This window comes from Halobacillus campisalis (assembly GCF_030345335.1).
Lineage (GTDB): Bacteria > Bacillota > Bacilli > Bacillales > Halobacillaceae > Halobacillus_A > Halobacillus_A campisalis.
In genome coordinates this window covers 263,717-287,529 of sequence record NZ_JAPVRC010000003.1, presented here as the reverse complement: position 1 = coordinate 287,529, position 23,813 = coordinate 263,717, and the positions used below count along the sequence as shown (strand labels likewise).

Annotated in this window: 27 protein-coding genes; 22 read left to right on the top strand and 5 right to left on the bottom strand. The window is 41.2% G+C overall.

Annotated elements, in window-relative coordinates:
- The first annotated feature begins 81 nt into the window (after positions 1-81).
- The 3 genes from O2Q26_RS08875 (at position 82) to O2Q26_RS08865 (ending at position 1,930) form a co-directional block, all read left to right on the top strand.
- Entirely contained in the window at positions 82-435 is a 354-nt protein-coding gene (locus O2Q26_RS08875; protein WP_289215575.1) for a DUF4181 domain-containing protein, read from the top strand.
- 247 nt (positions 436-682) lie between these two features.
- Positions 683-1,180: a P-loop nucleotide/nucleoside kinase family protein gene (locus tag O2Q26_RS08870; protein ID WP_289215574.1), complete on the top strand. Its 498-nt coding sequence runs from the start codon at positions 683-685 to the stop codon at positions 1,178-1,180.
- 609 nt (positions 1,181-1,789) lie between these two features.
- Positions 1,790-1,930, top strand: coding sequence for a hypothetical protein (locus O2Q26_RS08865; protein ID WP_289215573.1), 141 nt, complete (start codon positions 1,790-1,792; stop codon positions 1,928-1,930).
- Between the two features lie 57 nt (positions 1,931-1,987).
- Here O2Q26_RS08865 and O2Q26_RS08860 read toward each other — a convergent pair whose 3' ends face one another.
- Complete coding sequence (locus O2Q26_RS08860; protein WP_289215572.1) at positions 1,988-2,581, bottom strand: TetR/AcrR family transcriptional regulator; 594 nt, start codon at positions 2,579-2,581, stop codon at positions 1,988-1,990.
- 166 nt (positions 2,582-2,747) lie between these two features.
- On the opposite strand from O2Q26_RS08860, the gene O2Q26_RS08855 reads away from it, so the two are divergent.
- The 12 genes from O2Q26_RS08855 to O2Q26_RS08800 all read left to right on the top strand — a co-directional run bounded on the left by O2Q26_RS08855 (position 2,748) and on the right by O2Q26_RS08800 (position 10,151).
- Positions 2,748-3,743, top strand: coding sequence for an NADPH:quinone oxidoreductase family protein (locus O2Q26_RS08855; RefSeq protein ID WP_289215571.1), 996 nt, complete (start codon positions 2,748-2,750; stop codon positions 3,741-3,743).
- Positions 3,744-4,332: 589 nt separating this feature from the next.
- Complete coding sequence (locus O2Q26_RS08850; protein WP_289215570.1) at positions 4,333-4,542, top strand: helix-turn-helix transcriptional regulator; 210 nt, start codon at positions 4,333-4,335, stop codon at positions 4,540-4,542.
- Positions 4,539-4,952: a hypothetical protein gene (locus tag O2Q26_RS08845; protein ID WP_352232231.1), complete on the top strand. Its 414-nt coding sequence runs from the start codon at positions 4,539-4,541 to the stop codon at positions 4,950-4,952. Before O2Q26_RS08850 ends, O2Q26_RS08845 begins: the two co-directional genes overlap by 4 nt.
- Positions 4,953-5,309: 357 nt before the next feature.
- Entirely contained in the window at positions 5,310-5,642 is a 333-nt protein-coding gene (locus O2Q26_RS08840) for a hypothetical protein (protein WP_289215569.1), read from the top strand.
- Positions 5,632-5,820, top strand: a complete 189-nt coding sequence (locus O2Q26_RS08835; protein ID WP_289215720.1) for a helix-turn-helix transcriptional regulator — start codon at positions 5,632-5,634, stop codon at positions 5,818-5,820. Before O2Q26_RS08840 ends, O2Q26_RS08835 begins: the two co-directional genes overlap by 11 nt.
- Before the next feature lie 229 nt (positions 5,821-6,049).
- A complete protein-coding gene (locus tag O2Q26_RS08830) occupies positions 6,050-6,565 on the top strand; it encodes an NUDIX hydrolase (RefSeq protein ID WP_289215568.1) in 516 nt (171 codons plus the stop codon).
- A 348-nt stretch (positions 6,566-6,913) separates the two neighbouring features.
- Entirely contained in the window at positions 6,914-7,171 is a 258-nt protein-coding gene (locus tag O2Q26_RS08825; protein ID WP_289215567.1) for a SunI/YnzG family protein, read from the top strand.
- Between the two features lie 67 nt (positions 7,172-7,238).
- Positions 7,239-7,382: a hypothetical protein gene (locus O2Q26_RS08820; RefSeq protein ID WP_289215566.1), complete on the top strand. Its 144-nt coding sequence runs from the start codon at positions 7,239-7,241 to the stop codon at positions 7,380-7,382.
- Positions 7,383-7,621: 239 nt separating this feature from the next.
- A complete protein-coding gene (locus O2Q26_RS08815) occupies positions 7,622-7,777 on the top strand; it encodes a hypothetical protein (RefSeq protein ID WP_253936293.1) in 156 nt (51 codons plus the stop codon).
- Between the two features lie 117 nt (positions 7,778-7,894).
- On the top strand, positions 7,895-8,149 hold the full coding sequence (locus O2Q26_RS08810; RefSeq protein WP_289215565.1) for a hypothetical protein: 255 nt from the start codon (positions 7,895-7,897) through the stop codon (positions 8,147-8,149).
- 319 nt (positions 8,150-8,468) lie between these two features.
- Complete coding sequence (locus tag O2Q26_RS08805) at positions 8,469-9,380, top strand: DUF4367 domain-containing protein (protein ID WP_289215564.1); 912 nt, start codon at positions 8,469-8,471, stop codon at positions 9,378-9,380.
- 234 nt (positions 9,381-9,614) lie between these two features.
- Positions 9,615-10,151 carry a small multi-drug export protein gene (locus O2Q26_RS08800; protein WP_289215563.1) on the top strand — a complete coding sequence of 179 codons (537 nt, stop codon included), beginning with the start codon at positions 9,615-9,617 and terminating at the stop codon, positions 10,149-10,151.
- 1,231 nt (positions 10,152-11,382) lie between these two features.
- Here O2Q26_RS08800 and ggt read toward each other — a convergent pair.
- A complete protein-coding gene (gene ggt / locus O2Q26_RS08795) occupies positions 11,383-13,146 on the bottom strand; it encodes a gamma-glutamyltransferase (protein ID WP_390216118.1) in 1,764 nt (587 codons plus the stop codon).
- 461 nt (positions 13,147-13,607) lie between these two features.
- Positions 13,608-14,744, bottom strand: a complete 1,137-nt coding sequence (locus tag O2Q26_RS08790) for a S8 family peptidase (RefSeq protein ID WP_390216116.1) — start codon at positions 14,742-14,744, stop codon at positions 13,608-13,610.
- Between the two features lie 422 nt (positions 14,745-15,166).
- Here O2Q26_RS08790 and O2Q26_RS08785 point away from each other — a divergent pair, with 422 nt between their 5' ends.
- From O2Q26_RS08785 to O2Q26_RS08765, 5 genes are all read left to right on the top strand, one after another.
- Positions 15,167-16,129, top strand: a complete 963-nt coding sequence (locus O2Q26_RS08785; RefSeq protein ID WP_289215718.1) for a LacI family DNA-binding transcriptional regulator — start codon at positions 15,167-15,169, stop codon at positions 16,127-16,129.
- Between the two features lie 195 nt (positions 16,130-16,324).
- A complete protein-coding gene (locus O2Q26_RS08780) occupies positions 16,325-17,737 on the top strand; it encodes a PTS transporter subunit EIIC (RefSeq protein WP_289215561.1) in 1,413 nt (470 codons plus the stop codon).
- A 20-nt stretch (positions 17,738-17,757) separates the two neighbouring features.
- Positions 17,758-19,212 carry a glycoside hydrolase family 32 protein gene (locus tag O2Q26_RS08775; RefSeq protein ID WP_289215560.1) on the top strand — a complete coding sequence of 485 codons (1,455 nt, stop codon included), beginning with the start codon at positions 17,758-17,760 and terminating at the stop codon, positions 19,210-19,212.
- 906 nt (positions 19,213-20,118) lie between these two features.
- Positions 20,119-20,757: a YczE/YyaS/YitT family protein gene (locus O2Q26_RS08770; protein WP_289215559.1), complete on the top strand. Its 639-nt coding sequence runs from the start codon at positions 20,119-20,121 to the stop codon at positions 20,755-20,757.
- 146 nt (positions 20,758-20,903) lie between these two features.
- Positions 20,904-21,386, top strand: a complete 483-nt coding sequence (locus O2Q26_RS08765) for a GNAT family N-acetyltransferase (protein WP_289215558.1) — start codon at positions 20,904-20,906, stop codon at positions 21,384-21,386.
- Positions 21,387-21,515: 129 nt separating this feature from the next.
- On the opposite strand, the gene O2Q26_RS08760 is transcribed toward O2Q26_RS08765, so the two are convergent.
- Positions 21,516-21,644: a hypothetical protein gene (locus O2Q26_RS08760; RefSeq protein ID WP_289215557.1), complete on the bottom strand. Its 129-nt coding sequence runs from the start codon at positions 21,642-21,644 to the stop codon at positions 21,516-21,518.
- 184 nt (positions 21,645-21,828) lie between these two features.
- On the opposite strand from O2Q26_RS08760, the gene O2Q26_RS08755 reads away from it, so the two are divergent.
- Positions 21,829-22,155, top strand: coding sequence for a hypothetical protein (locus O2Q26_RS08755; RefSeq protein ID WP_289215556.1), 327 nt, complete (start codon positions 21,829-21,831; stop codon positions 22,153-22,155).
- A 124-nt stretch (positions 22,156-22,279) separates the two neighbouring features.
- Complete coding sequence (locus O2Q26_RS08750; RefSeq protein WP_289215555.1) at positions 22,280-22,993, top strand: EGFR-like transmembrane domain-containing protein; 714 nt, start codon at positions 22,280-22,282, stop codon at positions 22,991-22,993.
- 39 nt (positions 22,994-23,032) lie between these two features.
- On the opposite strand, the gene O2Q26_RS08745 is transcribed toward O2Q26_RS08750, so the two are convergent.
- A complete protein-coding gene (locus tag O2Q26_RS08745; protein ID WP_289215554.1) occupies positions 23,033-23,812 on the bottom strand; it encodes a TerC family protein in 780 nt (259 codons plus the stop codon).
- Between the last annotated feature and the right edge of the window lies 1 nt (position 23,813).

Genomic DNA, 23,813 nt, shown 5'->3' with positions numbered 1-23,813 from the left:
CAGGCGTAAATTTTCTAGCCTTTACCAGTAATTTGATAATTGTTCAATGTTAATGTAAGGGGGGATTAGGTGGAGTTCTTAGTGTTTTTAATTGTATTGATTACCTTGATGTTTATGACAGAAAAAATTACAAATAAGATTCTTAGGGTTGAGAAGGTAAGAATATCAGAAACACCCGGGAAAAATCTTGACCGTTGGGGGAGAGGTATAATCCTGTTTGTCTTTTTAAGTGCACTATGGTCTGGCATTGATTTCAACTCAGACACATTAATAAAATATTTTTTTATGTCCTATTTAGCAATAACATTAGGATTTCAGGCAATTATGGAATTCATCTTTATTAAAGATTCAAAGCAATATATAAGCACAATGATGTTACTTATACTGAGTCTTGTTATTGTGTATAACGTTGATAACTTTCCATTTTTAGAGTAGATGTTGTGACTAAGATAACAGTTGTGTTTGATATGTTTAAATCAAAGATATCTTGAATTCAAGCTTTCAGCTAACTGGGGCGATAGCTGCACATTAGCTATCCATTTATTGTACTAACGAAGCAGGCTAGCAAAAATTTCGAGCTTAGCTTCTTTATATTAAAATAAAGTAAGTTCTGCATTGGTTGGGGAAATATAGAAAATAAACTAGGGCTACAACCACTAAAATAACCGCGGGGGCTATAAATATGAAAAAAATGGGGACGCTATACTTTTTCTGTGGAAAAATGGGAGCAGGAAAATCAACTAAATCAAAACAATTGGCGATAGATAAACATGCGGTACTATTGTCTGAGGACGAATGGCTTTCATCCCTTTATCCCAATCAGATTGCATCATTTGAGGACTATAAAAAATATTCAGCGCAACTCAAGCCGTTGGTGAAAAAGCATGTCCAAAGCATGCTAAGTGTGGGTACAGATGTAGTAATGGATTTTCCAGCTAATACTCAAAAACTGCGAAAGTGGTTTTTGGATATGGCATCAGAGGTCAATGCAAGCCATCAACTAATTTATCTTAATATAAATAACGAGCAATGCCTACGTCAAATTGCACAAAGGCGTAACGAACAACCCGAAAGAGCAGCTTTTGACACGGAAGCGGTTTTTAATCATGTTACTAAATTTTTTGAAGCACCCGAGGCATCTGAGGGTTTATATATTTTGGAGTTTTGTGGAAAAGAATAACAATAAGTTCGATTATTCGTGTGCATAGAGTAACTTCTGTTTCAGGGAGTTCCTCCATTTTATGTAAAATGAAAGTTGAGTAAGTAAAGTTTCAAATGTATAAGTTAAAACTTTGTGAAGTGAGACACTTCAATATCGCCTTGTGAAAAAACAAGAAAATAATTTAATTAGGAGGACAACATATTTACAATAAAACGATTGGTGCATGAATATGTAGTTTTCTTATTTTTGCGGTTGGCTTATTTACCGAATCTCTTTAATTAACGTCCTCGTTTGTCGTATATGTATTTATTATTACCGGCTTCATTGGTGTTGTTGCTAACGGAATAAAGTTAGTGTAAAAGAATAAAACCTAAGTAACCAGTGGGATTATAATTCTTATGGGGTCTGTCTGCAATTTAGTTGAACACCCCCAATACAAAAAAGAACTTTTATAAAAATGGACGTTTTTTTTGTTGGTAATATACATACTAAACTCGCACCATGACCTATGAAAATAGTTCCCTAACGGGTAATAGGAGAGTACAGGCAGTGACTTCTACCAAAGGTCTAGAAGGCGTGATGTCTTAGAACTCGTAACAGAGACGGATCCTCGGAAGTAAGTGTATCATGGATGGTCGCTCTTTAAGATTCCATCTTGATTCAGCAGAGAACATGCAGCTTCCCGTCCCTGGAATGAAACGTTCGAAGCACTTATATGAGGAACTGAGTGAAGCTGGTGGAGATCATGATGGGAGGCAGACGTTGTAGATGTACCATCAAATGATGACACCTGTCTCATAGAAAAAGCGACCGGATGCGGTCGCTTTATTTTTTGTATTGAAGAATTTTTAGGATGGACTCAAAACAGTTGGTCCGGTAATACTCGTGCAGTTGATCGTCGTCTCTCATCAACCATTGAATCAAGCTCCCATCAATCATACAGCGGATGCTGATAGACGTTTGTTCCACATCATCGACTTCAAAAATCCCTTCTTTTAGCCCTTGATGGATGATGTCTCTGCCGATGGACCAACAGTTTTCGTAGAATTTCAGGTTGATCTCTTTATACGAATCGTTATTTTTCACTTGCGCTAAAAAATCCAGATACACACGATAGAAGTTTTTATTTTCTTCTGGACTGCTGAACACACAATTTAGATAGGCTTCCAGCTTTTTGACGGCTGTTTCATGCTCACTGATGGACGCAGCTTCTTTTTCATGGATGCGTGTCGTAAGCCATTCAAACAATTGTGTGAAGACATCGGATTTATTTTTAAAATAATAGTTAGTGACACCTTTACTGACATCCGCATAATTTGCGATGTCCTGTAAGGTGACGGATTCATAGCCTTTTTCAATTGCGGCTTGAAAGGCAGCTTTCAATATCTGCTTTCGTCTCTGTTTTGCTTTTTTTTCCATATTCAATCGAACCTCCATAGGATATTCCTCTTCATTATACAAGAAATTGTAGAAGTACACGAGTGTTTTATACTGACCGTTCAAAATAAATTGACCGGTCAGTATAAAATGATATATGATAGGTTCATAAGCTATTAAATGACTATTTGGAAGGGGAAATGTACAGATGACCAAAGAATTCAAAGCTCTTGTGGTGAACAAGACGGACGAAGATTTTACAGTGGGTGTAGAATCGTTATCTATAAATGATCTGCCAGAAGGAGATGTGACGATTCGTGTCCACTATTCCAGCGTCAACTATAAAGATGGGTTAGCCAGTATTCCGAATGGGAAGATTGTACAATCGTACCCTTTCGTACCTGGCATCGACCTTGCTGGGACTGTTGTTTCATCGGATGATGACCGTTATCAAGAAGGGGACGAAGTGGTTGTCACGAGCTATGAATTGGGTGTGTCTCATTATGGTGGATACAGCGAATACGCTCGAGTGCCTGCGGATTGGGTCGTACCATTGCCGGAGAATATGTCCTTGAAGGAAGCGATGGCGTTTGGTACGGCAGGATTCACAGCAGCGCTTTCTGTCCATCGCCTCGAAGAAAGCGGCGTCACACCGGAAGACGGAACGATTCTTGTAACCGGATCTACAGGTGGTGTCGGCAGTATGGCTGTTTCGATGCTCGCAAAACGTGGATACCATGTGACGGCTAGTACAGGTAAAGATTCGGAACACGAATATTTGAAAAAGTTAGGTGCACAAGAAATTATTTCCCGGGAAGAAGTGACACCAGAGAAAATCCGCCCAATCAGTAAGCAGAAATGGGCAGGTGTGGTCGATCCCGTTGGAGGAAAAACATTGGCCTCTGTCCTGAGCAATACGAAATATGGTGGGGCCGTTGCTGTCAGTGGCTTGACTGCCGGCATAGAAGTGCCGACAACGGTCTTCCCTTTCATCCTTAGAGGTGTGAATTTGCTCGGCATCGATTCTGTATATTGTCCTAAAGACTTGAGGGAGAAGTTATGGAAGCGGATGTCTACAGATTTGAAACCGGATGATTTAGGAGAGATTGAAAAAGAAGTTTCTCTAAAAGATCTTCCAGCTACCTTGTCGGAGATCTTACAAGGAAAAGTAAGGGGAAGGACGGTTGTGAACATTCTTTCATAAAGCTTGACCGACAGGAAGTGAGCGGTTCTTTTAAGCTCAAGATAATACAAGCACTCCTTTAACAGTGCTGGAAGCGTAATCTTAAAGGATTACGCTTTTTCATTTTTATTTTTAGAATTGTGTGATACTATTCCAACTTACAAGTCGTTGCTGGAGGTGTAGTATGATACATAGAAAGTTATTTTGGCTGGGATTCTCAATGTTTGTAGCGGCAGGTCTAGCATTAGCTATTATGGATAATGAATGAAATGGGAGTAATCTTTTTTCTTATATTATTGCTACTATTGGGTTGCTTCTTACGGGCGTATCTAAGATTGTAGAAAATAAACACTCGCCTAAGAAATAGTACGTAAATATCAATACTATCTTGAATTCAAGTCTTACTGTAACGGGGGCTTTAGCGTACTAAGTTTTGCGCTCAATATTGCTTAATAGGCCCATTCTGTGGAGTGAACCATATGATTTCTTCTGGAAAGACGCTTCTCTCATCAAAAGATTAGCGTCATTTTTATGGGTGGTTTGTAATCTATATATTGAATAATGTAAACTATATATTACAGTTAAAGGGGTAGGAGGAGGGATTATATAGGTGAAAAATAACGTAAAGATAGCTCGGGTTCAGGTGAATTTAACCCAGCAGCAATTAGCTGAAAAAATAGGTGTCACCCGTCAAACCATTAGTTTAATAGAAAAAGGGAAGTATAATCCTACTTTAAAATTATGTCTTTCGATTTGTGACGTCGTACAAAAGTCACTGGATGAACTATTCTGGGTGGATAAGGAGGAGCGAACGAAATGATGAAAAAAATAACGGATGAACGATTGAAATTGAAAAACTTAGAAAATATAAGGGTTTTATTTATGGTTCAAACCATTGGAATCATCGGTATATTGGGATATGACCTGGTCACTAAAGGAATGGGTAGTATGACAGATAATCCAGTATGGTATGTTTTGATTCTTACAGGTGTCGTATCTGCATATTTATCCATGAGCATTAGTGTAGATCATGAATCGAGTAAAAATTCCCCCAAAAAAGGATTAATCATTTCAATAGTTGTGAGTACATTTATTGCCATCGGTTTTGGAGTCTTAGTTACCTTTACAGGTGATTTGGGTGCTGGAATACTCGTAGGAGGAATAGTCTTCGTTTGTTTTCTTGCATCTTATCTATATCTTTATTACTTACGGACTAAGCGACAAAATTAAAGTTCAGCGAGCTCCTCTGGATAGGCATAAGAATTAGTTAATTTTCAAAGAAGTAAAGAAGATACCCAAAGTGAGTTTATCTTGGTATTAAGTCTTCACATATCTGGAGCGGTTATCTAATAATAGATAACCGCTTTTCTTTTTTAACTCTAATTTATCTTAGTAAATAATTTCCCTCACTTTGACTTTCTTTAAATAACAAGCCTTCTGGGTTACAAAGGCACTAAGATTGAAGGTTCTATAAAAAATAAAATAGTCTCATCAATAAATTGATGTAAAGAACTTTTGACATAAATGTTTCTATTGTGATAATTTGGAAATGTAAAGAACTTTTGACATATTAAAGGGGTGATATCATTGTTAATCGAATGGGCTGTTTCTATTACAGTGGGGATCATTATATTTTTATTTATTGGCCGGTTTACTGGGAGTGAGGAGTTTGGAGGTGTTAATAAAAGTGACGATGAACGATCTCAATACATAAAACAAAAAGCAATTGTAGGAAGCTGGACGTTCCTATTAATCGTATTTTTTATGAACATTGTTTTTAATTTTTTAGATTTAAGGACAGGTTTTCTGAAAAATGCTCCGTTCAATCATCCAGAGCTATTTTATTTACTACTACTGGTTGGAAGCTATGTTGTATATTATCTCATTTATAGTAGACGGTTAAGTGGAAATGCAAAATAAAATTTTTGAACTGCGCAAAAGCGCAGGATTAACCCAAGATATGCTGGCAAAAAAATGTAAAGTATCACGCCAGACCATTAACGCTATAGAAAATGACCGGTATGATCCTACCTTGCAACTTGCATTTAAAATAGCAGTAGTTCTTAATACGACTGTAGATAATGTTTTTAAAAAATAACTAATGAAGGGCACAAAATATATGCAAAATAATTTATTGTTGGCAGTGGTATTATTTTTTGTTTTAGGTTCTGCAACGATAAGCAGTATACATATTTCAAGAAAACTAAACACTAATTCATTTAACACCTCTTGAACTATCACCTGCAATGGTTCGTACCCTAGTTTAATTGGGAGTGAATCAATTCGGAAAAGTTTAAATGAACAAGACAGTTTTTAGGAGTGGGAGAATGGAAACGTGGGATGTTTACGATAGGGATAGAAATCTAACCGGCAAACAAATGAACCGGGGGGATACATTTGACCCAGGTGCTTATCATTTAGTGATCCATGTGTGTATATTTAATCAACTTGGACAAATGCTGATCCAACAGCGACAGCCTGATAAGGAAGATTGGAAAGACATGTGGGACCTTACCGTAGGAGGCAGTGCTATAGCAAGTGAGACCAGTCAGCAAGCAGCTGAAAGGGAGGTTAAAGAAGAAATCGGCTATATACTTAACCTTAGAAATAGACGCCCTTCTCTAACCGTTAACTTTGAAAATGGTTTTGATGATTATTATCTCATAGAAAACGATTTGAAAACCTCAAACCTTTCACTGCCGACTGAAGAAGTGAAGCAGGTAAAGTGGGCATCAAAGGAAGACATTGTCGATATGATTTCAGAAGGTTTATTTATCCCTTATCATAAGTCGTTGATTGAAGTACTGTTTGATATGAGAAACACCATGGGATCGCACGGTTGATGGTTCTTGTACCACATTGTACTGGGGGGCAGCATTAAGAAGGGGGCCTGTCCTGCTGCGTTAAAACTTTAGCAGAACGAGATAGGCACCGAAGTCATTTAAAGAGATATGTATGGAGGAATATTCCATTATTTACTAAAATAATTTCTGTTTGTGGCTCTATATTTTTAAAAGATGCCTGGGTCACTCCCTCATAAAATAACTCGTACTTCACCAGCTGCTTGAAAAAGTGATTAACTACTTAAGTTAATCACTTTTTTTGTTAAGATAGAAATAGGCTTTATTGAAATAATTGGAAATGTGATGTGGGAAAGAGGCAGCATTCTTGAAACGAATGGAGGGGAGATTATGATAGGTGTAAAAATAAAAGAAAGTGGCGAGAACGTTATTATTTCCTGGCAGTTAAGCAGAGTCAAAATTCCTAAAAATGAAATCATTGAAGTTAGGAATGATGACACTTACGGTGGAGAAGATAAATCGGCTATGCGCATTGGATTTCCTTCCGCTTCCTTAGAACGGTTTGTAATAAAGACAACAAAGCAGAATTATATACTTTTTACTAGTAACATATCTATAAAGAATAAAATCGAGCGTATGATTGAGTAAGCAGAATAGTTGAGGAATCAATATAGTAAGAGATATTGTCTTAAAGTTAAAAGTGAGGGGTGGTTATATGGATACTTTCTCAATTATGGGGTTTATATTTGGAATAACGGGATTCACTTTCGGTATTATTGCTTTTACGACAGCTGTGGATAGTAGTAATAATGTAAAAGAACTTGAAAAAAGAATTAATGATTTAGAGGAGAAATCGTGAACAATGTCTCAAGTTAACGGGTGAGCTAGTATAAAGTCTGCTTCAAGGGATACAGGCACCGCTGTCATTTAAAGAGATATTTATGGAGGAATGCTCCTTTATTGACTGGACGTCGTCATGGGTTATCTTATGATAAGCTTTGGTTATATAATCATCTGAAATATTGTCTGTTTGTGTCTCCATTACAAAGAGGGTAATGGAGTATGATGTATAGCATATTGGGTTTGAGGAGGTGTATTATGCAAAAGGCCATCACAGTTAATTATCAATCCGATAAAAAGAATAACGTCGATGAGTTAAATCAACTTCTTCAAGAGGGATGGAAGGTCGTTTCTCAGAGTCCAGTTGGATTGGTACCCATGGTTTCTTCACTTGTTATACTGGAGAAAAATTAGTGAACATGACTTCGGAATTTCGTTGAAGAAGAGGAGAACAATAGTTAAAATTACCGCCTTTTTTTAGTAGCAAGAGAACGGGGGTCAGGCACCGACTTCAGAGGGAGGAACCATAGATTGGATAAGGTCGTCAAAATATCGGCGTTCATCGTATTCGTGCTCAATTTATCTCTTCTGATTTTGGATCTTGCATTAAATATAATTGAGATGCCAATGATGGTTTGGTTGCCAAGTATGTTAGTTTTCTGGTTCATCTTGGGATTCAGAGATTACATAGAAGAGGGAAGCAAGGTGTGGGGAGGAATCATCATGGCCGTCTCCACAGGTTCGTTCTTCATATTTTTGTTTCTCAGGCTGCCTTACTTTCAGTAGAGGGCTTTAAAAAATACTTAAAATACCTTGAATTCTAGTCTTTACGGACCGGGGCTACAGCTAAATAACCCAAAATGTCAAAATAGGACTTCCATAAAGTTGGAAGTCTTTTTTGTGGGGAAGATCACCACTAAACGTTAACGGAGCAAATATTAACGAAATCGTTCCACTTTTCACAAGGAACGCAATCCCTCCTTGAGACTCACTTTAAAAATAGTATATTTTTCTTATTAAAATTCTATTTGTTTTCCATTTTCTGAAACGGAAGACAGGGTGTAATCGTACATGTAGGTAGAGAAGATAAAACGGAGGTTGTCTGATGACCAAAAAAATTCTATGTCTTGCTATGACGCTCTTTGTAACTGCCGGCTGCTCATCTACTCAGTCTTCTGTTGAGAATACGACAGAGGAAAATACGACTAAGGATGATGTAACAACGGTAGTGGAGCAAACGTTCTCAGGACCTGATGAAGAGTTAACACAGTTTTATGAAGAGGATAATTATGAACAGATTTCTACCTATTACATGGAACGATTCGAACCTTTCTTTACGGAAGACTCCATGGAAAATGCGGTGAACACCAATTTGCTTAACAGCTTTCACCAAAAGGCATATGGAAATGATGTGAACATGGAAATTGGTGAAATGAGTGTGGAGGAGAAAGAGGACACAGCAGGCGCTTATGACTTTGAGATGCAAATCAATGTAAGCAATGGTCAGAAAGCGGAGGTCAGAGGAAGAGTGAATACGAACGAAGAAGGAAAAATTACTCGAATCCGCTACCTTGATGTTCAACCATTGCTGAACGCATTCGATACAGCCGTTGAAGTAGAAGAAGGACTATTCGAATACGATCGTTCCAGGTTAGTGAGTCGGACCGGAGATGAAGCCTATCAGCCTAAGTATCCGACTGTCATGCCTTTTGAAGTGGATGGTGTAGAAATAGAAGCTGGAATTATGGAGCACGAGGATACCTTATTAACATTAATTTTTCATGGCGAAACGAATGAAACGATGGAATTGAAGACCGTTAAGGATAGTGAAATCTCCCATCAGGACATAGAGACAGAAGAAGTTTCGATCGGAGACCAAACGAGGCAATACGCAGGAAAAGAAGGCGAGACTCAACGATTGATTTGGACGCATGGGTCGATCACATATGAGTTAAAAGGCAATGTAGAGGGATTATCAAAAGAAGATTTGATTAAAGTGGCAGAGTCTTTTAAATAAATGCCCGATACGTGGTAGAGAGGTTCGAAGTCTTCTATCAAAAGGTAAAGATGATTAGTATAAAACGCTCAATGCCGCCATGGATTTGAGCGTTTTTAGATTCTACCATCGATGCTGTTTTTTTTGGAGCGAGCTGGCTTCTGAAATCGTTTTGACTGTGTTAGGAATCGGGCAGTACTTTATTTTCTGGTCGGAAATAATAAAATTATATAAATAGAGAGGGAAATCGGGACTATGTTTTTATCGTATCTATTAGTATTTATTTTGGCGGCGATTCCATTATTTGAACTTGTTGCAGTAATCCCATTAGCTGTTATCGGAGGCCTGTCTCCGGTATTGACAGCGATACTTGCCTTTTTAGGGAATGCACTAACGGTGGTTCTGTTAATTGTATTTGTGGACCACATAAAAAAATGGATGAGTAAGAGAAAGCAAAAACGTAAGCAGGACGAAATACAAGAGGAGACCATAGCCGCAGAAGCAGAGACTGAAGGTATGGAGGAATCGAAAAAAGGCAAACGCGCAAAGAAGCTTTTTGATAAGTATGGCTTGCCTGGCTTAACGATTATTGGTCCTTTTTTCGTTGGATCTCATATCTCCGCGTTTATGGGGATGAGTTTCGGTTCGAAAAGGAAGGTGGTCACAAGGTGGATGATGACCAGTTTAGTGTTATGGACAGTAATTATGGGTGTAGCTTCAAGCTATGGGGTCACTTTTTTTATGCCTCATGTAGAAGAAGATGGCTTTTTAGTTCAGCTTTTCAGTAACTAACTTCAAATAAAGAGGCCGTTTAGGCTTTTTCTTCATTTGAACAGCTCATGAATTTTTCACATGTACACAAGGGAGATGGTTAAGTATCTTATTGTACCTTATAGCATTCTTAACCATAGTTGGGGAGTGGGATTGGTTTAGTTATAACCACAAACATAACAAGGCTCACCTTTTTTAACATTTATTTCGGTCTCACTAGCTTGTTTGCTAAGGTCGGTAATGTCATGCAGAGACATTGATTAAAAGTTTTCCTATAATGTAGGACCATTGAGCTTTCTCGGAAGTACTATGATCACTAATTTTTATCAGATCTCAAACTAAAATTAATGAACTAGATGGGTAGATTTAAAGGAATAAAGGAAAAAGAATGAAGTATAAAGTAGTAGACAACCTCTTGCATTATTTGTCCACTAAACCTTTGAACATCCATGAATTCAGCATCAACTTCTTCGGGAAGTCTTATTTCTTCTTTTTTCTTAGGCTGTGTTAAAAAGGAAATGCATACGTTATTCCTGTCCTATAGGTAGAAGACGCACTATAGCAAGTATTTCGAAGACATGCATCCATTGAGAGTGCTGGTCTCCTTGAAGCGGTTTCGAGACACTTATATGGAAAGGGGCGGAGGGAAACGGTGAGACTCCTGGGGGATGAGTGGGACAGGTGAGACCCCGGAGAGCGAAGCTCGAGAAGGCTCAGCGCCCGCCCCCCGGAAAGCGATCCGTTTCCTGTAGCACCTAAACTCTTGCTATAACTCGAAACTGAGAACATTTCTCCTTTTTCTAAAAACAACAAAGATTTGCGAGAGGCTCAGTTTAGAGATAATTTAGCCGAATGATTGTTTTAATTAGTTGTTGGTATTATTTGGATCTATGATGGTATAGTTGAATTACTTATCGATTTGGAGGTGGTTCTTTGGGGACCTTTGCGGCTTTAATAATAGTAGTGTTAGCAGTAATCGTGGATTTCTTTTGGTTGGATGTTGATCGAAAGCGTTGGGGTTGGATGAAAAATTGGACAAGAGTTCAGAAAGGGTTATTCTTTTCTGGATTTATATTTGTATCAGTCTTAATTTATGTAGGACTGAGTCTTGAGTTTTTATGAAATAATTCGTCTTACAGTATAGGGAGCCAGTAAGTAAGGAGTGTTCATTAAGTGCGAAGGTATGTGAACCTAAGCAGTAACATTAAAAACGGAGTCCCGATTTAGGACTCCGCTTTTTCTGCTAAGGTGCTTATTTATTTTTTCCTGCTGTTTTATCAAGCCCTATGGCTGTACCGGCCCTTGATGAATCGGCTGCACCTTCGTAACTGCCATCTTCAAGAACTCTTACAGCCTGTACGTTCCCAATTTCTCCAGGGCTGCTTTGCCATTGGTGGCCCCAGTCTTCCATTGTAGCTCTTACGTCATCCGGAATGCCGTCTTCCCATCTGATTTGAGGATAAGAGGCACTGTAGATTCTCGGTTCCTCTATCGCATCCTTCAACGGCATATCATAATCGATTACATTAACAAGCGTTTGAAAGACAGAAGTTATGATCGTAGGGCCGCCAGGGGAACCAAGCGACAGATAAGGTTCGCCGTCTTTAAACACCATGGTAGGCGTCATGCTGCTCATCGGTCGTTTGTCAGGCTCCACTTGGTTAGGTCCTCCCGGGACTGCATTGAAATCGGTTAACTCATTATTCAGCATAAAACCGTATTCCGGCACCATAATCCCTGAACCAAATACCTGCTCAATCGTTGTCGTATAGGACACGTGATTCCCCCATTTATCCGCAACACTAAAATGGGTGGTCTCCCCGATTTCGCGGTCGTCATCACTACTGACTGCAGTGTCTAATTCCCCATCTTGATAATCCCATGGATCACCTGGTTCGACATTTTCATTAGCCTGCCCCATTTCGATAAGGGAAGCTCGTTCTGCTAAGTATTCTTCATTTAACATACCTTCCATCGGTACATCCACAAACTGCGTGTCTCCGATATATGCATTTCGATCAGCATAAGCGAGATGCATCGCTTCTGCCATTAAATGATATTTTTCAGGTGATTTCACATCATATTCGCTCAAGTCAAACCCTTCCAGCATTTTAAGCATTTGAAGAACAGTCAGGCCTCCAGAGCTCGGCGGCGGCATTGAAGCAATTTCGTACCCCCGGTAAGTCCCCGTTACGGGCTCATCTATTGTAAGTTGGTAGTTCTCAAGATCATCAGATGTCATGGTGCCTCCAAAATCCTGAACCGTATCGGCAAGAGCCTGTCCAATTTCACCTCCATAAAAAGCATCTAACCCATCTTTTCGGATTAGTTTAAAGGTATCTGCCAGGTCTTTTTGGACAAGCTTATCTCCTTCCTGCAAAGGCTCACCGCCAGGTAAAAAGACATCTTTCGCTGCGCTTCTTGATAATTCATATTGATTATCATCAATAGCCTCTGCCAGCACACTATTTACTTCTACACCCTTATGTGCAAGTTTAATGGCGGGATTGATTAATTGATTAAATGGGCGAGTTCCCCATTCGTCGTAGGCTGTCATTAAACCTTTTAACGTCCCGGGCACCCCGACAGCATCTCCGGTAATGTGCCGTTCTGAAAAAGGTATAACCTCTCCATTCTCATCAAGGAACATATCCGGCTCCGCACCAGCCGGAGCACGTTCACGGCTGTCAATGATCGAGACATCGTCCTCCTCAGCTTCATATACCATCATAAAGCCGCCACCGCCAATGCCTGACATCATCGGCTCTGCCACGTTTAGCGCAAGCTGTATAGCAATCGCTGCATCCATGGCCGTTCCCCCTTTACGGAGAACCTCTGCACCAATTTCTGTGGCAGCAGGGTGAGCAGTGGCTACCATTCCTTCCTCGCCATAAGCTACTTCATCGTCAGAATAATGAGGAGCCCCCTTAGCAAAAGCTCCTCCCGGCAGTGCTGTAGTGAACAAAAGGACTGCTAACACAATTAATGACCAGATTTGTCTTCGTTTAACATTCAATAAAATTCTCCTCCTTTCCATACTATCCAACATTTTACAGAACATTCTGAATTGTATATATAGACGATAACTCCCAATAATTTCAATTTAATGCAGCTGCTTCATCCGCTTTTTATCAAACTTCCAGTAAGAGTAACTCAGTAATCGACACCATTTTTCTTTACCTGTTATAAAAATACACGCATCGACTGCTGGTTTCTAGGTAAAAGGAAAGGGACTGTTTATATAAAATAATAGCCACACTTATTTAAGTTTTATAAATTTCAAACTGTTCTTGAGCCAGCAGGATGAAAACTTCTTCTTAGCGCCGTGTTGGAGATACGCAGTCTTTATTACTGAAGGCGCGGTATTGTACGGATTTCCAACTCCCACCCAGTAGGGAAATGAAAAAGCGTATGAAATCAATAATTAAAAATCTGATTTCACACGCTTTTTACTTATATCTGAGCCTCTTTTAAATATTATTGAATAGCAGCTTGCACGTCGATAACTCCGTTTCCATAGGAGAAGGAATCACCAAGAGGAACAGCTGTGTCATTTAACGTTTGTCTGATCTCATCATTAGTCAATCCATTATCATCTGCTAATACTAAAGCAGCTGCCCCAGCTACATGCGGGCTTGCCATGGAAGTACCGTTAAAGCGCTCATAATCATTACCTGGTACAGAGCTTAAAATATCTGCACCCGGGGCCATCACTTCAAGTTCTTCGCCAACACTGGAAAATGAGGCTCTATTATTGGCATCGTCCACGGCGCCAACAGCCATCGCTGCGTCATATTTAGCCGGATAACCGATGGTGTTTTTCTTCCCTTTAGATCCTTCATTTCCTGCAGCAGCAACTACTAATACACCCTGTTTATCAGCATTGTTTACTGCTTGTTCTAAAGTGGCTGATCCGCGGCTTCCACCCAGACTCATGTTAATAATGTCCATGTCATTGCTAATTGCCCACTCAATCCCTTGAGCAATTCCACTGTATGAACCACTGCCTTCACTGCTTAATACTTTAACGGCGTAGAGGTCAGTAGATGGGGCTACACCTAGCACACCTAGTGAATTATCTACACCTGCTACAGTCCCAGCCACGTGTGTACCATGACCATTCCCATCCACTAATGGATTAGGTTCGCCGCTGACAAAGCTCTCTCCGCCAGCTACACTTAAATCTTCATGAGCTCCATCAATACCAGAGTCCAGTACAGCTACCTTTACACCATTCCCAGTCGTTCCCTGAGCTTGTACATCATCTGCATTAATGTGTGAGATTCCATAGGGCGTCGTTTGACTAGTTGCCTGTGCGACATGATCTTTCTCTACATACGCCACATTAGGATTGTTGGATAAGGCTTTTACTGCTTGTTCCGGCAGCTTGGCATGCACGACATTCATATATTCATATTCGTGAATTACTTTCCCTCCGACTCCTTTTACGGCATTTTGGTTCACTTTTGATTTGAAGCCAATTAAGTATTCTTCTACCACTACCTTTTGCTCAGCCGCTTTTTCAGCTGAAGCTTGGGCTATGTTACTGAATGTAAAGACTAAAGCAAACATTAAAATAAACCCGGCTACTTTCCACATATGTTTACGCATCAAAGTCCTCCTTTAATTTGTTACTCAGAGTCCCGATAGAATTCTGAATAGTACTAATATTATGATAACACCGATAGTATAACGGATGTTTGGGAAATATGTGTGTGAAAGCAGCCGCTTAAAGGAGTGTTTAAGCATCAACTTGGGCAAGTTTAATAAGGGTATTATTCTTGAAGCGTCATTTATAGATATATTCCACACAAATGATGGTGAGGTTGCTTTGGTCTGGTGACTCTCATATTAGGACTTGATGTTTAGTGAGTCCCTAATTATTTTAGAAGTATAAGGTAGATTCATATTGATATTTTGGATTCAAATCTTCATGTAATTACACTCTCCAGGAAATAGGAAAGATTATAATGAATTGATCTATGATAAACTATTACTAATAAAAAACTAGTAAAGCAGGTGAAACTTTGGTCAATATGAAAGACGTAGCTAAGGAAGCAGGAGTCGGCCTTGGCACCGTTTCTAGAGTGATAAATAAAAATGGTCCCGTTAAAGAATCAACGCGGCTCAAAGTAGAGCGAGCGATTGAGACATTGAAATATAAGCCAAACGAAGTGGCCAGAAACTTCAAGATGCAGCAATCGCGTTCGGTAGCCTTAATTGTTCCTACAATATGGCACCCTTTTTTTTCGAAATTTGCCTACCACGTGGAGCAGGTGCTTTCTAACAATGGGTACAAAATGATCTTATGTAATTCGCAGAGTGATGTAATGAAAGAAATCAACTATATATCGATGCTGGAGAAAAATAAGATCGACGGATTGATTGCGATTACGTACAGTCATGATCTTGATCAATATATCACCAGCCATTTGCCCATCGTCAGCATTGACCGCCACTTCACGGAAGATGTCGTTTACGTCACCAGTGACAATGAAAAAGGCGGCCAAATCGCAGCGGATGAACTGATTAAACGAGGATGCAGGAATATCGCTTTCTTAGGAAGCGTATCGGACATTAAGAACGAATCGATGAGACGCCGCCAGGGCTTTGAAGCTGAAGCAAAGCAGAGCAGCATTTCCTACCGTGTGCTTGAATTGGAAGAACCGGTGGAGGATATTAATGAAAGTGTACGCACATTCTTCCATGAGCATCCTGATGTGGATGGCGTTTTTGCCATGAATGATAAATGGGCCAGGATTATTATCAGCACCTTACAAAATGAAAGAAAACGCGTTCCAGAGGATGTCCAGGTAATCGGCTATGATGGAATTACAGCCAGTAAGGAAGAAGAATTGACGTTTTCAACGATTAAGCAGCCTGTGCATCTGATGGCGGAGAAGGCAGCGGAAGCGATTATCAGCATTATCAACGATCAACCCACTGATGAGAAGATGATTTTGCCCGTCGAATTTTACAACGGAACAAGTACTAAATAAAATAGTGTTGACATTCTAAAGTGAAAGCGCTATTATTGTTAATAACAAAAAGCGATTTCTAGAGTCGCTTTCCTTTAAAACCAAAAGTGGAAACGTTTCCAAATAAATGAAACTTTTTTACTTGAATGATCTTTTTATTTTTCATTAAAGTGGAAACGTTTCCACTTTAGTAATCTAACTTAGGAGGAAAATGTAATGGCAAAGAACCCTAAAGTAGTTGCCGATAGTGTTTTGGAAGCCCTCGGTGGAAAAGAGAACATTTATCGAGTATCGCATTGTGCCACAAGGTTGAGAGTGGAACTGCACGATGATAAAAAATTGGACAAGCAGGCTTTTGACTCGATTCCAGGCGTGAGCGGTTACTTTTTTCAAAGCGGCCAGCATCAAATCATTTTGGGTACTGGATTTGTAAACAAGGTGTTCGCTGAATTGGTTAATCAAGGCGTTGCTGAAGAGCAAGGTGAAAAAGAGGAACCGTCCGGCGGCTCGAATAAAACAAAAGTCCAGCAGTTGACGAAGACGTTTGCTGATATATTCATTCCTGTAATTCCTGTCTTGATTGCAACCGGTCTATTGATGGGGCTGCGTGGTTTATTAATCAACGGATTTGGGATGGACATGTCCGACACCGTATTAACACTCTCTCAAGTACTGACAGACACGGCCTTTACGTTCATTCCAGTATTCGTTGCCTGGTCCGCCATGAAAACCTTCGGCGGGTCTCCTGTTCTTGGTGTTGCGCTCGGATTGATGCTCGTGGCCCCGCAGCTGCCGGATAAGTGGGCAGTGACCTTTGGGGAGGCTGAACCTTTACTGCTTCCGTTCCTCGGGTTTGATATCCCGATCACCGGTATGCAAAGCTCGATCCTGCCAGCTGTTTTTATGGGGTGGTTAGCAGCAACGATTGAAAAGAAGGCACGAAAGTTTGTTCCAGAAGCTTTGGATTTGATTTTGACACCGTTCATTACGTTGCTTTTCTCCTTAGTTCTCGGCTTAATCATGGTAGGACCGCTGATTTTAGGAATTGAAAACTTGATCACTTCAGGAATCATGTACTTCTTTGAATTGCCATTCGGAATCGGTGGTTTCGTCTATGGAGGGGCCATTCAATTTCTTACGATTACCGGCATGCACCATACGATTGTTCCAATTTCGGTAAAAATGGTAGCGGAAACGGGTTATGATCTCATTAACCCGATCGGCACAGCTGCCATCGCCGGGCAGGCAGGCGCTGCGATTGCTGTGATCATTCAACAGAAAAACAAGATCAAACGCTCCAACATGTACGGCTCTGTCATTCCGGCCTTTTTAGGCATCACTGAACCTGTTATGTTTGCGATTAACCTGCCTAAAGTGAAACCGTTCTTCTTCGGGTGTTTAGGTGGAGCAGTTGGCGGTGGTTTAGCTTCTATTCTCGGCATCGCTGCTCAAGGAACGGGTTCAACGATGCTGCCAGGTTTACTACTGTATATCGGAGATGGATTTTTCCAATATATTCTCGTCATTCTTGTAGCGCTTGCTACTTCCTTCTTAGTCACATTCGCAGCTTACCGTGAAAAACAAGAAGCGGAACAGCCGGCACTGAACTACAATGTCAATCATGGTTAATAATAGAAAGGAAGCCTCCTATGATCCAGCATATCGACTTTTCTAACCGTCAGAACCGATTTTTATCGATGACGGACGTATCCGATGGTTATTTGAATATGATCGAAAATAAAACGAAACAGGATCCTTACTATCCGACGTATCATGTGGCTCCACGTCACGGGCTTTTGAATGATCCAAATGGTCTCTCCTACTATAAGGGGAGCCACCATATCTTTTATCAATGGTTTCCGCTTGGTCCGGTGCATGGTCTGAAGCATTGGTATCATGTGTCCACAAAGGATTTTATCCATTTTGAAGATCACGGAATCGCACTTTATCCAGATCAGAATTATGATTCTCATGGTTGTTTTTCAGGATCAAGCTTTATCGAAGGAGAGGATCTTCATCTCTTCTATACGGGAAATCAAGTCAGCAAAGACGGCCAGGTCAACCAGACTCAGGTATATGCGTCTATGGATGAAAACTTGAACGTAACGAAGCACGCTGCCATTACAGACGCTCCTGCTCCACAATTCACACATAATTTCCGGGATCCAGTCGTGTTTAAACGGGATGAAGTGTATTACATGCTCGTCGGAGGGGAAACCGTCCACCAGCAAGGAGCTTTAGCTCTATACAGCGGACCATCCATTCATGAAATGACATATCAAGGAATTGTGAATACTACGATGAACAATCCGGGTTATATGTGGGAATGTCCGAATTATTTCGAGGAGGAAGATCAAGGCGTTCTGATTTTTTCTCCGCAGGGAGATTTAATAAAAGATAAATACAATTTCAACAATGTATTTTCAGTCGTGTATGCGGTCGGTCAGCCCCTTGATGTTGACCAGTTGAGCTTTGATGGAAGTGAGTTCATCGAGCTGGATAAAGGATTTGACTTCTACGCTCCGCAAACGTATCAAGATGAGCAAGGTCGACGAATTCTTATTGGCTGGCTCGGTAATTCCAAGAGTGATTACCCGACGGATTCAAACATGTGGGCGCACATGCTGACTATCCCCCGGGAAATTACGATAAGCGGAAATCGTCTTCTTCAACATCCGGTAAAAGAGCTTGAGAGTTTGCGAATCGGTCGTGAAACGTTGAAGAAAAATCACGTTTTGTCTTCCCGGGCGTTTGAAATCGAAGTGTCTGTGGATGACATATTTGAAATGACATTTAAAAACAATGATGGGGAATCCATCACTTTCTCTTCTAATGGAGAGGAGTATTGTTTAGACCGTTCAAACATGACTCACCTTTTTGCGGAACGTTATGGGGTGAAAAGGTATGCTTTAAGACAGAACAAAGAGAGCCATCTCATTCGTATCTTTGTGGATTCCTCCAGCATTGAAATTTTTTGTGATAACGGACAAACCATTTTTACAAGCCGGATGTTCATAGCTGACCTCTCTAGTGTTTATTCAGAAGGTGTTACTGGCGACTTGTTTTGTTTAGGGTCTATTACCACTCATGTGGAAACAGAGTAACTCTACTATAGGTGTTTATAAGAGAGTTATTCAACCATACGGCAGGAATGCGGAAGACGTGATTCCGAGGCATTTGGTGAGTGGATCAGGGCGGCGGGGAATGGCTCGCTTTCCGTGGGAGCGCAGTGAGCTTCCTCGGACGTCCCGTCCTGCGGGATCTCACCAAGCACTCTCTTCCCACAGGAGTCTCCCCATTCCCCGCCGCCCCCACCATAGATCTGCTTCTCGAAATCGCCTGGATAAGAGCTTTCTTAATAATAGTGGGAGGATTAAACTCCAGTACTCTAGTTATAGCAAACTTAGTTTTAAAACTCCCTGCACTTTAAGGTAGTTTCAAGCATCTTCGCATACAAAAGTCTCGCTGGTTATGTTTCCGTGAACCTAACAAAAGCAAGAAGGTCCGGGAAATTGCGAGACTCCTATGGGATGACAGTACAGAGTGAGATCCCACAGGGCTTTAGCCCGAGGAAGCTCACCGTACGCCCATGGAAAGCGAGTGGTTTCCCGGACCTTCAAGGTCTATTCTTAGCAACGGAAACTTCCTGTATGTCTCGAAACTAAACTTCAAGAATAGGGAGCTTGTATGAATATTAACAGAGCAAAATAAATAGAATATCGCGGTATGTTCTCCATTGATTATCGAGAACATACCGCTTTATTTTTCATTAAGACATACTCTGTTGTGAACAAAAGCAATTGTAATTATCGCTGCAAGAAGACGTCGTGTTTATTCCTAAAGACGGTCTCATCTCGCCGCCGGAATCCCGCCTGAAAAATTGAGAAAACTCCGCCTATTCATTTTTACATAAATGTAATTGACCACAGCCTTCATCGCTATTAAAATGGCCGGATAATCAATCAATGACGGTAGCTCTCGGCAATTAAAAGGAAAGATGAGGATCAGATATGTTTTACCGTATGACTGTGTATATTCTTGGGATGTTTGTTAATTATTTTGGAGTCGCCCTTATCATTAATGCTGCGTTAGGGGCGGGGTTTTGGACGGCGTTGTTTGTTGGAATTTCGGATCACCTCGGTTTGACTGTGGGATTGTGGTACGCTATTTTTCAGCTGGCTATTATTTTTGTGAATGGCAGGCTGATGAAGCAGGCGCCGGAAGTGAGAGCTTTGCTTCCTGTCGTATTGGAAAGTTTGATTTTGGATTTTTGGGTAGAAGTCGTATTTAAAAATATCAGTTTCGCTTCTCTGCCGCTTGCCCTTCAGGTCGTCATTCTGACCATGGGCGTAGCCTTCAGTGCATTAGGTGTTGCGATTTATATTTTACCTCAACTGCCTCGTGCGCCGGTTGACCAGCTATTTCTCGTTGTTGCCAAGAGGTTCAACTTGAGCTTGCGTGTAAGCCAGACGGCTATCGCTTTCACCACATCCACCTCAGCGCTGCTGATCGGCGGACCCGTCGGGCTCGGTACGGTGCTTGGCGTCATTTTTGCCGGTACGCTCATTCAATTCTTTTATACGAAGGGATATCCCTTGTATTATATGGCACACCCGCACTACCGCGAGCGCTTTGAACTCGTAATGTAATAGGATTCTCTTACCTTGGAACGAGTTCAGGGTAAGAGTTTTTTTGATTAATAAAGCTGATCACTTCCATATTTTGTTCATCAGCTTAATATTGTATAATCATCCATATACAAATGATCCACTCAAGGGAAACGAGGAGAAGCCCTATGACCCCGGCAAATTCCGTACAATTAAAACTTTTTTCTAACCGCTATGTAGACGCACTGCATGCTTTTAAGCTACCTGAAGAACAAGAAAGATTTACCGCACTGCCAAACAGATTTTCAGAAGTGGCCGAAGGGGAGCATCGAGTGGTCATCGTAAGTAATGATGTGCCTGTCGGTTTCTTTTTGCTGCATGAAACCGATAGGGTCAAAGAATTTTCCGCCAACCCGCATGCAATGCTGCTGACCGCTTTATCTATCAATCATCCAGAACAGGGGAAAGGATATGCCAGGCAGGGGATGCTGTTATTGGAGGGGTTTGTCCGTGAAAAATTTCCTCAATGTAATGAAATTGTATTAGCCGTCAATCATACAAATATAGCAGCCCAGAAATTATATAGTAAAGCAGGGTTTCACGATACGGGAAAAAGAATATTAGGACCAATTGGTGAACAGTTCCTCATGAAAAAATGCTTAGCCACATAATTTGTTTGTCCATATTAAAAAGCTGAAAGGCTGGAGTGTCCCGGCTTTTCAGCTGATCCATCACGCTCTGATGATATATTGATAGAAATGGAAACCCTGACCGCTCCCCGAATTTGTACACCTCTTCTTTTAAACTGCCTGCATATGTAAAGCCGAACTTTTCATGAAGCTGGACGCTTTGGGGGGATCGCCGCTGATTCCGCCAATGATCGTGTGATAGCCCAGATCACCGGCCCGCTGCAGGATGTCTTCCAACATAACAGATCCTATTCCTTTATCGTTCCCTTCTATCAATAGAGGGGAGTTTATATGAAAAGATTTAACATAGCTATTATTTTTAGTATACCTAAGAGTTCTATGTGAAACACTAGAAACATAGAGTACACCAACTGCTTTTTTTCTTTCGATTATAATGATGAATCGCGAAAAAGGGGGAGAAGTAATGAATTATCAAAAGGAATTCATCTTATTTTTTACGAATGCGGAGCGGCATACCGTCTCTGCTGAAGCGCGCCTTCTCTGGCTGGCACTGCTGTGGGCGAACTTCAGGTCGGGGCCGAAAAAGGAATTTACAGCGGATAACGACGTGTTGATGAAACGGGCAGCTTTGAATCAGGAGTCTTTTAACCGGGCGAAAGACGAGTTGATAGAGGAAGGCTACGTTGAACTTAGAAAAGAGTATGAAACGAGCACGACATACCGTCTCATTCCTCAAGAGATTGTTTTTAATGAGCGGGATGAAGTGATGGAAAAAGCCAGTCTGCGTTGAGACTGGCTTTTTCTATTGTTAGGGGACTTGTTTAATTTTACACAAGGTCATATTGAAATCCTTCAATCAATAGGAGTAGAATTAGTATATATTGTCATTGGCTGCGAGAAGAGGAGAGACCGATATGAAAAGGTTGAAAATCATGATAGGGGCTGTGCTCGTTCTTGCTTTGGCAGGGTGTGTGCAGGGGGATTTCGGTGTGAAGATCAATAAGGATGGAAGCGGCGTCCATACGATTACGCTCGGGATCGAGGAGAGCGTGTTTGAACAATTCGGAGGTAGTGAAGGGCAGACGATTGATTCGACGAATGATGACCTCGAAGCGCAAGGGTATACGGTAGAAAATTATACTGAAGATGGTTATGTCGGATTCCGTGCCACAAAGGAATTTGAAGAAGTGAGTGAAATGGAGCTTGTTCCTGATACGGAGGGGCTGAGCGAAGCTGGCATTGATGCTCCCGCTGATGACTCCAGTGTCGTGAACAGTCCGGTTGATTTGAAGATGGAAGAAGGCTTGTTTACGGATACGTACCTTTTTGAAGGGGAAATGGATCTTTCCAATTCTGCAGGGCTCGGCGGCATGGAGCAAATGCTGGCCAGTCAAATGGATATGACGTTCACTTTGGAATTGCCGATCCGCCCGTCAGATCATAACGCCGATGAAGCGGACGGCAGGGTGCTGACGTGGGACGTGGACCTGACCGGCACGAATAACATCATGGTAGAGGCGAAAGCGCCCAATATTACTAACATAATTGTGGCGGGTGTTATTGTTCTTGTGATTGTTGCAGGTTTGATTTTCTTTGTAAGAAGGAGAAAAAAGCAGAAAGAGGCATAAGAAAAGGGATCTGGCGCACCAGATCCCTTTTTTATTGAATTAAACAGCTTTAGTCGTTTCCTCAGCATGAACAGGTCTTTCTTTTGATAAAAACCAGCCGCCGATTCCGATGGAAAGAAGGACGGTCCAGAAAATCGCCTTCCACTCTGCACTTTTAGGGAACCCTTCAGCTAATACAGCAAGTTCCGGGTGAGCCAGCGAATAGACGGCGAGCTTGATGCCTACCCAGGCGACGATTAGATAAGCCGTCGTTTCGAGCCCTGGCCGACGGTCGAGCAGGATGACGAAATATCCTGCGGCAAATCGCATGATGACAAGGCCGATGATGCCCCCGGCAAGAACGACAGCGAAGTGACCGCCATTGAGGCCGCCGATTTCAGGCAGGTTGGCAGCTGGCAGGGTGATCGCTAACGCGACAGCGGCTAAGATGGCATCAACCGCAAAGGCGATATCGGCCAGCTCCACTTTCACGACGGTCATCCAGAAGCCTGAGCCTTTTTTCTGTTCAGCGGCTTTGATTAATTTAGGCTTCAATACATGCTTCTTCAAAAGGTGGTAGGCTGCGATTCCGAAAAGATACAGCGCTCCAATCGCCTGCACCTGCCAAATGTGGACGAGGTAGGAAATGATGAATAGTGATCCAAAGCGGAAAATGAAAGCTCCGGCCAGACCATAAAATAAGGCTTTTTTCCTTTGATTCTTAGGTAAATGTTTGACCATGGTCGCGATGACAAGCGCATTATCCGCTGCCAGAATTCCCTCTAACCCAATAAGGATCAGCAGTACCCATCCGTATTCCATTAATAACGCAACGTCCAAT

What these genes read in the sequence shown, in the direction of transcription:
- O2Q26_RS08830 (WP_289215568.1), top strand. Translation starts at nt 6,050, where the DNA reads ATGGAAACGTGGGATGTTTACGATAGGGATAGAAATCTAACCGGCAAA.
- O2Q26_RS08825 (WP_289215567.1), top strand. Translation starts at nt 6,914, where the DNA reads ATGATAGGTGTAAAAATAAAAGAAAGTGGCGAGAACGTTATTATTTCC.
- O2Q26_RS08770 (WP_289215559.1), top strand. Translation starts at nt 20,119, where the DNA reads ATGTTTTACCGTATGACTGTGTATATTCTTGGGATGTTTGTTAATTAT.
- O2Q26_RS08835 (WP_289215720.1), top strand. Translation starts at nt 5,632, where the DNA reads ATGCAAAATAAAATTTTTGAACTGCGCAAAAGCGCAGGATTAACCCAA.
- O2Q26_RS08750 (WP_289215555.1), top strand. Translation starts at nt 22,280, where the DNA reads ATGAAAAGGTTGAAAATCATGATAGGGGCTGTGCTCGTTCTTGCTTTG.
- O2Q26_RS08820 (WP_289215566.1), top strand. Translation starts at nt 7,239, where the DNA reads ATGGATACTTTCTCAATTATGGGGTTTATATTTGGAATAACGGGATTC.
- O2Q26_RS08870 (WP_289215574.1), top strand. Translation starts at nt 683, where the DNA reads ATGAAAAAAATGGGGACGCTATACTTTTTCTGTGGAAAAATGGGAGCA.
- O2Q26_RS08755 (WP_289215556.1), top strand. Translation starts at nt 21,829, where the DNA reads ATGAATTATCAAAAGGAATTCATCTTATTTTTTACGAATGCGGAGCGG.
- O2Q26_RS08855 (WP_289215571.1), top strand. Translation starts at nt 2,748, where the DNA reads ATGACCAAAGAATTCAAAGCTCTTGTGGTGAACAAGACGGACGAAGAT.
- O2Q26_RS08760 (WP_289215557.1), bottom strand. Translation starts at nt 21,644, where the DNA reads ATGTTGGAAGACATCCTGCAGCGGGCCGGTGATCTGGGCTATCACACG.
- O2Q26_RS08775 (WP_289215560.1), top strand. Translation starts at nt 17,758, where the DNA reads ATGATCCAGCATATCGACTTTTCTAACCGTCAGAACCGATTTTTATCG.
- O2Q26_RS08805 (WP_289215564.1), top strand. Translation starts at nt 8,469, where the DNA reads ATGACCAAAAAAATTCTATGTCTTGCTATGACGCTCTTTGTAACTGCC.
- O2Q26_RS08800 (WP_289215563.1), top strand. Translation starts at nt 9,615, where the DNA reads ATGTTTTTATCGTATCTATTAGTATTTATTTTGGCGGCGATTCCATTA.
- O2Q26_RS08845 (WP_352232231.1), top strand. Translation starts at nt 4,539, where the DNA reads ATGATGAAAAAAATAACGGATGAACGATTGAAATTGAAAAACTTAGAA.
- O2Q26_RS08780 (WP_289215561.1), top strand. Translation starts at nt 16,325, where the DNA reads ATGGCAAAGAACCCTAAAGTAGTTGCCGATAGTGTTTTGGAAGCCCTC.
- O2Q26_RS08815 (WP_253936293.1), top strand. Translation starts at nt 7,622, where the DNA reads ATGCAAAAGGCCATCACAGTTAATTATCAATCCGATAAAAAGAATAAC.
- O2Q26_RS08785 (WP_289215718.1), top strand. Translation starts at nt 15,167, where the DNA reads ATGAAAGACGTAGCTAAGGAAGCAGGAGTCGGCCTTGGCACCGTTTCT.
- O2Q26_RS08860 (WP_289215572.1), bottom strand. Translation starts at nt 2,581, where the DNA reads ATGGAAAAAAAAGCAAAACAGAGACGAAAGCAGATATTGAAAGCTGCC.
- O2Q26_RS08865 (WP_289215573.1), top strand. Translation starts at nt 1,790, where the DNA reads ATGGATGGTCGCTCTTTAAGATTCCATCTTGATTCAGCAGAGAACATG.
- O2Q26_RS08765 (WP_289215558.1), top strand. Translation starts at nt 20,904, where the DNA reads ATGACCCCGGCAAATTCCGTACAATTAAAACTTTTTTCTAACCGCTAT.